This is a genomic window from uncultured Fretibacterium sp., from assembly GCF_963544685.1.
In the GTDB taxonomy this organism is placed as follows: Bacteria; Synergistota; Synergistia; order Synergistales; family Aminobacteriaceae; genus CAJPSE01.
Genome location: NZ_CAUUGJ010000107.1, coordinates 1 through 7,874, shown reverse-complemented (window position 1 = coordinate 7,874; position 7,874 = coordinate 1). Strand labels below are relative to the sequence as shown.

At 64.8% G+C, this 7,874-nt stretch carries 9 protein-coding genes; all 9 read right to left on the bottom strand.

What is annotated here, in order from left to right; genetic code table 11:
- On the bottom strand, positions 1-660 hold a 660-nt coding region (locus tag ABLA28_RS09405), incomplete at its 3' end, for a hypothetical protein (RefSeq protein WP_347713446.1).
- A complete protein-coding gene (locus ABLA28_RS09400; protein WP_299298074.1) occupies positions 651-1,685 on the bottom strand; it encodes a substrate-binding domain-containing protein in 1,035 nt (344 codons plus the stop codon). The genes ABLA28_RS09400 and ABLA28_RS09405, both read right to left, overlap by 10 nt.
- Positions 1,686-1,778: 93 nt before the next feature.
- Positions 1,779-2,693 carry an ABC transporter permease gene (locus ABLA28_RS09395; RefSeq protein ID WP_347713445.1) on the bottom strand — a complete coding sequence of 305 codons (915 nt, stop codon included), beginning with the start codon at positions 2,691-2,693 and terminating at the stop codon, positions 1,779-1,781.
- A complete protein-coding gene (locus ABLA28_RS09390; protein WP_347713444.1) occupies positions 2,686-3,261 on the bottom strand; it encodes an ATP-binding cassette domain-containing protein in 576 nt (191 codons plus the stop codon). Before ABLA28_RS09390 ends, ABLA28_RS09395 begins: the two co-directional genes overlap by 8 nt.
- Entirely contained in the window at positions 3,225-4,757 is a 1,533-nt protein-coding gene (locus ABLA28_RS09385) for a right-handed parallel beta-helix repeat-containing protein (protein WP_347713443.1), read from the bottom strand. Before ABLA28_RS09385 ends, ABLA28_RS09390 begins: the two co-directional genes overlap by 37 nt.
- Positions 4,758-4,840: 83 nt before the next feature.
- Positions 4,841-5,308 carry a rhodanese-like domain-containing protein gene (locus ABLA28_RS09380; protein WP_347713442.1) on the bottom strand — a complete coding sequence of 156 codons (468 nt, stop codon included), beginning with the start codon at positions 5,306-5,308 and terminating at the stop codon, positions 4,841-4,843.
- Between the two features lie 205 nt (positions 5,309-5,513).
- Entirely contained in the window at positions 5,514-6,656 is a 1,143-nt protein-coding gene (locus ABLA28_RS09375; protein ID WP_347713441.1) for a rhodanese-like domain-containing protein, read from the bottom strand.
- Positions 6,657-6,696: 40 nt separating this feature from the next.
- Entirely contained in the window at positions 6,697-7,146 is a 450-nt protein-coding gene (locus ABLA28_RS09370) for a hypothetical protein (RefSeq protein WP_347713440.1), read from the bottom strand.
- The coding region (locus tag ABLA28_RS09365) for an acyl-CoA dehydratase activase (RefSeq protein WP_347713439.1) at positions 7,143-7,874 on the bottom strand (732 nt) is incomplete at its 5' end. The genes ABLA28_RS09370 and ABLA28_RS09365, both read right to left, overlap by 4 nt.

Here is a 7,874-nt window from a genome sequence, read left to right as displayed (position 1 = left end):
AGCGCCCAGGGCCATGAGGTCGTTGGCGCAGAACACGGCGCGGACATCGAGCCGCCCTGCGAGAACGCGCAGGGCGGACCGGGCAGAGCCCCGGTCGAAATCCGCATGGACGGTCAGGATGCGTTCCGCCGGAAAAACCCGGCGAAGGGTCCTCAGTGCGCCCCGGCAGCGCCCGTCGGACTGCCGGGCTCCGCAGAACCCGGCGATCAGAATCGCCCAGCCCTCTCCGGGGGAGGACAGCCCCGACAGGACGGCCTCCGCGGCGAGGACCCCCTGCTCCTCGAAATCGGCAACCCGGATGGGATGATATCGAGCGATGTCCCGCACAAGGACCGGGTCGCACTTGGGACCGACGTCGAGGATCGGGACCGGGGCATCCCCGAGCGCCGGCACGAGGTTGTCCGACGTCAGGGGGTTGAGAATCAGGGCGTCGCACCCCTCGCTGTACATGGCCCGCAGCGCCTCCGCCTGATGCTCGGGGTCGCGGGGGTCGCGCCCCTCCCGAAACACGATCTCGAACCCCCAATCCGGGGCCTGCCGAAGGTACTCCTCGACCTTGCTGCGCCAGAACGGATTCGCCGAGTCGGCAAGCAGGATACCGACCTTCCCGACCGCTCGGGCGGCGGAGCTGCCGCTCACCTCCATCCTTCTTATTTCCATCCCTCGAACTCCCGGATGTTCTCGGGCGTCGCCAACATGATGGGGATGTCCAGACGCTCGGGAAGGTCCCCGGCGCCCTCGGCGAGCTTGAGGGCGAAGACGACCGCTCCCCGCGTCCAGGCGGCCTGGGAGAACGTCGTCGACCCCGCCAGCTTTCCCTCACGAATCGCGGTGCGTGCCTCCGGGATGAAGTCCGTTCCGTAGATCAGGACCCCGTCCTGTTTCCCGGCCGCAGCCAGCGCATCCGCCGCCGCCAGGGCCATCACGTCGTTGGCGCAGTAGATTCCCTTCAGATCGGGATGGGCCCGGATCAGGTCGGTTGCGATATCGAAGGCCAGGTTGCGGTCCCACCGTCCGGGCTGGACCGAGACGACGCGGACATTCGGACTCGCCTCGAGGACTCCCAGGGCCCCCTTCTTACGCGCCTCGCTTTGTCCGGCGCCGGGGATGCCCTCGATGACGGCAACCTCTCCTCCCTCGGCTCCCAGCCTCTTCACCATATCCTCCGCGGCCAGCCGCCCCTGGTCCGCAAACGCGGCGCTGATCCAGCCGTTCAAACGCCCGCCCGAGTCCTTCAGCGCCTGCGCGTCGATCGCGGGGCCGGAGCAGAGGATGGGGACCCCCTTCTCGTTGGCCTTCAGGACGCCCGGGATGAGGTTGAACGGGTCCATCGGGGTTACGACGATCGCGTCGTAGCCCTTGGCAACCATCGTTTCCAGGGTATCCAACTGAGACTTGAGGTCCCCCTCGGTCGGGGCCGCCAGCACTTCGACGTCGATCCCCATCTCCGCCCCCCACTCCCCGTATCGGTTTCTCATCTCCGTCCAGTACGGGTTGGCGAGCGTGATGACCAGCACCCCAAGCCTCTTCCCCCTGGGGAGCGACGAGAGGTCGCCCAGCTGCGACTCGACCTTCCGTATCGAATCCCCCACCATCGGATTCTCCCCGGCCGCCGCCGGGACGACCGCAAGACACAGCGCCGCCAGAAGCGCCCAACCCATCGAGACAAAACGTGAAGCTCCCATAACACCGATTCCTCCTTCAAAAAGTTTGAACAAAGCTCTTCTGAAACAATCTACCCAAAAGCTATGAAAAAGCGATCCACGAAACGCTCCGAGCTATCGTTTCCCCTCGGAGAAGAGGACCGCCGTCAGGAGAATCGCTCCCGTCACGAACTGCTGATAGTACGACGACACTCCGATCAGCACGAGGCCGTTCCGAATGACCCCCAGCAGCAGTCCCGCCAGCAGGGTCCCCGTTATGGAGGCAAATCCACCCTGAAGGCGCGTTCCGCCCAACACCACGGTGGCGATCGCATTCATCTCCATCATCGTTCCGGCCAGGGGCTCGGCGCTGTTCAGCTTCGCGGTCATGATGACCGACGCGGCCGAGGCGCAGATGCCGGAGAACACGTAAAGGGCCCCCTTGTAGAGATCCGCGGGGACCCCGCTGCGCCTCAGCGCCTCCTCGTTGCCCCCCAGGGCGAGGGCGTAGACCCCAAGCCGCGTCCGCAGGGCAAGCGCACCGATGACGGTGAATGCAGCCGCCGCAGCGGCTGAAACGGGAACACCGGCGACGCTCCCGCGGCCCAACCAGGCAAAACGGGCCGAGAAGCCATAGATGGGGATGCCCTGCGTCAGAATAAGAGTTGCGCCGGCGATGAGGTTCATCGTCGTCAGGGTCGCCATGAAGGGCGTTATTCTCGCCCGAACCACAAGCAAAGCGTTCGCGAGTCCGATCAGAGCGCCCGTCCCGAGCCCCAGCCCGATAGTGACGCCCACCCCCCACCTCTCCCTGAGGGACAGGGCCATCACGACCCCGGACAGGGCCACGACGGCCCCCGAGGAGAGGTCTATCCCGGCGGAGGCCACGACGAAGGTCATGCCGACGGCGGCGATGAGGTTGATGCTGCTCTGCTCCGCGATGCTGCGCAGGTTCCCGAGGCTCCAGAAGTGGGGCGACAGGAAAGAGAAGAGGGCGGCAAAGCCCAACAGGGCCAGCCCCACCCAAAAGGGTTGGCTCGTCCTAGGCATGGGGGTTCACCCCCGACATCCTGGCCACGACCTCCTCGACGGACGTCTCCCCCCTGCGTCCCAGCCAAACCGCTGCGCCGCCCCGCAGGATGCAGATGCGGTCCGCCAGTTCCAGGACCTGAGGGATGTTGTGCGAGATGCAGAGGACGGCAAAATTTTTACGGCGAAGCCCATCCATCAGCGCCAGGATATGCCCGCTCTCCCGCACCCCCAGGGCCGCAGTGGGCTCATCGAACGCGATGAGCCCCAAGCCGCCCGTATTCGTACTCCGGACCAAAGCACGGGCGACGGCCAGGGACTGACGCTGCCCCCCGGAGAGGGAGGAGGCCCGCGCCCTCGTGGAGGGAAGGACGACCCCCAGGCTCCCGAGCAAGTCGGCGGCCTCCCGGTGCATCCGGCGGCGGTTCACGAAAAGCCCGAACGCCAAGGGCTCCACGCCCAGAAAGATGTTCGACGCCGCGTCAAACCCCTCGACCAGCCCCAGGTCCTGATACACCGCCGTGATCCCCCGGTCGAGGGCCCCCTTCGGGGTCATCCGCTCCAGGCGCTCCCCCCCGATCTCGAACACGCCGCCGTCGGGCCGGAGTCGCCGTTACTGACGATCTCAGCCACCCCGTCGTCCCAGAAAATGCTGTTGAAGGCGACGATGCGCCCACCCCCCGGCTTGCAGAAGCCCTCTGAGCATCCAGTGTTGTAGACGGAGCTGCCCTCACCGCCCTGTCCCTGCTGAGGGACGGCCTTGTTTCCAAGGAAGGTGCAGTTGAGGAGGAGCGGGTAGCTGCCCGTGCGGTTGAAGAGCGCCCCGCCATACTTCGCCTCGTTGCCCGTGAAGGTGCAGTTGACGAGGGTCGGGCTGGAGACGCCGTTGTAGACCGCCCCTCCCGACCCCTTGTCGGCATTAGTAATGTGCGCGTCAGCATGAGTCCTGTTCCCGGAGAAGGTGCAGGACCGGATCGTCATACCCCGGTCCCCGCTGCCGACGTCCGAGTTGTAGATGGCGCCGCCCTCGATCACCGTGGAGTTGTCCGCGAAGCGGCAGTTCTCGACCAGGATGTTGGTCGAGGTGGAGAAGCGCGCCGCGCCGCCGTTGTGGGCCGCTTGATTCCCCTTGAAGATGGAGCCGCGCACCGTCACGTCCGTACCGGCGTTCTGAACGTAGAGCCCTCCGCCTCCAGCGCCCGCAGCGTTGTCGATGAAGCGGCATCCCTCGACAAACAGAGTTCTTCCGCCCCCCTTCTTGTCGCTGAACTGGACCGCACCCCCGTTGCCCGCCTTGTTCCCCGGCTTATCCGCGCCGGTCGCATTGCCCTCAAAACGGCAACCGACGAGACTGAGGTTGCTCAGGATGCTGTTGACAGCTCCTCCGTGGCTGTTCGGGCCGCCCCGGTTCCCCAGAAAACGGCTGAAACGGACATCCAGAGAGGCGGCCACGGCATTGATGCCCCCTCCAAAGGTTACGGCGCGATTCCCCTGAAACAGACAGTTTTGGATCACGACATCGCTTCTGTTGAGGCTCAATCCGGCTCCCACCCCCTGATCCCCGCCCGAAACCGCGATCCCGTCCAGCCGGACCCCCTTCACCTTCGCGCCCTTCAGGACGCTCTTGCTGTTCGTTCCCCGGATCACGTCCGCGCTGAGGGTGACGCCCCGCGCGTCCCGGACGTCGTCCAACCCTAGGTCCCCGGTCAGCACGACGCAATACTTGTCGGGGTCACGCTGCTCCCGCGCCGTCTCGCTCCCCGCGAATCCGCCGTAGAGGGCCACGCCGTCCCCGAGCGTGAAGGACTTCCCCTGTTCCTCGGACGTGACGCCGTCCGCCGATGCCGGGATTGCCGGTCGGTAGACGCCCTTCGCAATCCAGAACTCGTCCCCCGACGCAGCCCCGCTCAACGCCGCGGCGAAGCCGGCCTCGTCCAGCGGGGCCGACCAGCTCCCTCCGTCCCCGCCCGCGGCGGCCGAACCGTTGACGCGATACACCCGCGCATCTGCCGGGGAGACGAAGGCAAGACAGACCGCGAGCATCGTAAACGCCATCTTTCTCGTACTCTTCAAGAAACCGGGCATACCCCATCCCCTCCTTGCGGCGATCGCCTGCAAAAGACAGTGCAGGGGGTGGGTGGCCCCCATCCCCCGCTTCTGCAATCAGGCTACTCGTGGCCTTCCGGCTCCAGCTTGTTGGCCGGATCCTTGCTCCAATCGATGATGCTCCCCTTGTAGTTCTTCACCTTGGCGGCATCGAAACCGAAATCATTCACCAGCGCCTCGGCGAACTGGCTGCTCTGCTTTCCGCTGTTGCAGTAGACGATGATCTCGGCGTCCTTGACGATTCCGGCCTTCTCCAGGGCCTCCGCGGCCCCCTCCGTCTTCAGGTTCGCCAGGGGGAAGTTGACGGCCCCGGCGATGTGCCCGCCGGGGATTCCCTCGCGCGGCGACTTGCCGTTATAGATATCCTCCGTGCGGACGTCCACCAACACGAACCCCGGCTGTCCAACCTTCTCCTTCACGTAGGCCTGATCGACGGCGTCGATACTCGGACCGAAGAAGGACGCCTGCGCCGACACCGCAAGGCACAGCACGAACAATACCGCAAACAAAGACCTGTTCCACTTTCTCATCACTGACCACTCTCCCTGAAAAATAGATACGATCATCCCAACGGCGCGAACGCGCCGCCAACAGCCCCCGAAGAAAGGGGGCACACGCACGACACGACAAGAGGAGGTACGAAAAACCTCCTGCTTGGGGGAAAAGGGAGCTTCACGTCCGGCCGGGGAAATACCTCTTCCTGGCGCAGCCTCCCCCTGTTCCCTCATGGTCCTCTTACTGTACCGCTTTGTCGTTCGGAAGTTCCTCTACGGTGGTGTACTCCACCTTGCCCGAGAGAGGATCTCCCACCTGGACCGGAAGTTCAGGATGCATCTGCCACTCGTTCCACCCTCCGTCGTACACGGACGACCCGATCCCATTTTCATACAGGATCAACCAGGGGATGGCCGCGCCCCAACCCGTCCCGCAGTAGAACGACAGCTTGTTATCCAACGTAAAACCGTGCCCCTCCCACATTTTCTTGGCCTCGGCCAACGTGATGAAGGTCCCGTCCTCATGCACGTAGTCGTCTATGGAGTAGGCGTCTTTCCCCAGTTTTCCCCACACGGCTCCCTTGGGCTCTCCCGCTTTGTTGATGTACTTGTATCCGCTGGTTTTTCCCTCGAACTCCTCCCTGCTCCTTATGCTCACGAGCCTGAAGTTCGGGTCCTCCGCAAGTTTGCGGGCCGCTTGTTCCAGGGTCAAATTGTATTCCGGATGCACGGGAACCTTGGCCCCAAAGCTCCGGACCGCCGTCGCCCTATTGGACTTGCTCTCGGTGCGGTATCCGCTGTTCTTCCACGCCCTTAAGCCTCCGTCCATTATTTTGACGTTCTCCACCCCTGCCCACAGGCAGACCCACGCAACCCGTGGGGCGGCGGCATCGAGAGAATAGAGGATAACGGTGCTGTCCTTCGTGATCCCCAGCCGCGTCAAGACATCCTCGATCTCCTGCGGCGTCCTGATGTTCCATACGGGCCCTTCCTCGATCCAGTCCGTGTTCATGTGAATGGCGCCCACAGGGTGTTCCCTCAGGTAATCCGGGCTCGCCGCCTCATCTCCCCAGGATACTTCGAGCATGACGTAATGCTTCGACTCCGGTTGTTTTCCGTCCATAACGCTTTTGACCCACTGCGGCGTAACGAACACCTTGTTTTTGGGGACGGCAGGGACCTTGACCTCGGCCTCGGGATCCCGCCTGTTCACGGGACAGGCACTTACCGTTTCCTTTTCCGCTTTTTCCGCCGCCACGGCCTGCGGCATCTTATCCCCCGACGCGCCGTCCTTTACGACATCGGCCGCGAAACTGCTTCCGCCTTGCAAAGTCCCCAAAAGCACAAGGGCCAGAAACATGCCCGTCGCTGCCATTCTATTCATGGCAAAGCCTCCCTTCATCCTCCCCGTCCTCTCCCGCCCGTCAGCAGAACTTCATGCGGTCCGGGTCGCCGGCCGCACCGTCGAAGAACCGCAGAACCTGGACTCCGCTCTCCGCGGCCATGCGCTCGATGCGCCCTCGCTCGTCAGCGTCCTGATAAAGGACCGCCAGGCCGCACACCTCGCGGGCCATGATCGGGCAGCCGTCGTCCACGACGATCAGGCGGGAGCTGTGGATCAGCGGGCACCGGTCCGTCCTGGCGTAGGTCAGGGTGGCGTCGACGACGGGACACAGGCCCTCTTCACGGGAATACTTCAGAATCTCCCCATCCACGCCGTACACGGGGAGGACCATGAGGTCCAGCGCGTGCAGAAGCTCCAGCGGAACGCGGCCTCCGATGACGCCCACGACGTCGTCCGTCCCGGAGGCCCGCAGCACGGCGCGAACGTAGGCCTCGCGGCGCTGCTCCTCCAGCTCCTCGAACAGGTTCATTTGCCCAGCAGGGCGGCTCCGATGGCGCCCGCAAACCGGGCGTCCGGGTGCGTGCGCACCGGAGCGTGCAGGGCCTTGGACAGCTTGTTCAGCACCATGGCGCTGTCGCAGAACCCCCCGGTGAGGAAGTAGGCGTCGGCCGCGACCTTGCGCGCCGCCTGCACCGCGACCTTGGAGACGACGGAGCGGACGGCGCCGCAGGCGATGTCCTCCCTCGGCGTGCCCAGACCCATCAGGCTGACGATCTCGGACTCGGCGAAGACCGTGCACATCGAGGAGATCGTGATCTCCCGTCCGCGCTCCGCCAGCTCGAACAGCTCCGGCAGGGTAACCCCCATCCGGTTGGCCATGATCTCCAGAAACTTGCCCGTCCCGGCGGAGCACTTGTCGTTCATGATGAAGTCCGCGACGCGGCCGCCCCGGACGAGGATCACCTTGGTGTCCTGGCCTCCGATATCGATGACGGTGAGGTCCTCGCCGCCGAGGAAACAGGCCCCCTTGCCGTGGCAGGTGATCTCCGTCAGCGTGTCGTCGGCATAGGGGACGGAGACGCGCCCATAGCCGGTGGCCGTGATGCGAAGCTCCTCCCTCGCACAGCCCAGGGAGAGCAGCCAGGCAAGAAGCGTCTCCGCGGTCTCCCGGCCGTTCCACCCGCTGGGCATGAGCTTGCGGGCCAGAATCTCGTCCTTGCCGTCATTCATCACCACAGCCTTGCTGGCCGTAGAGCC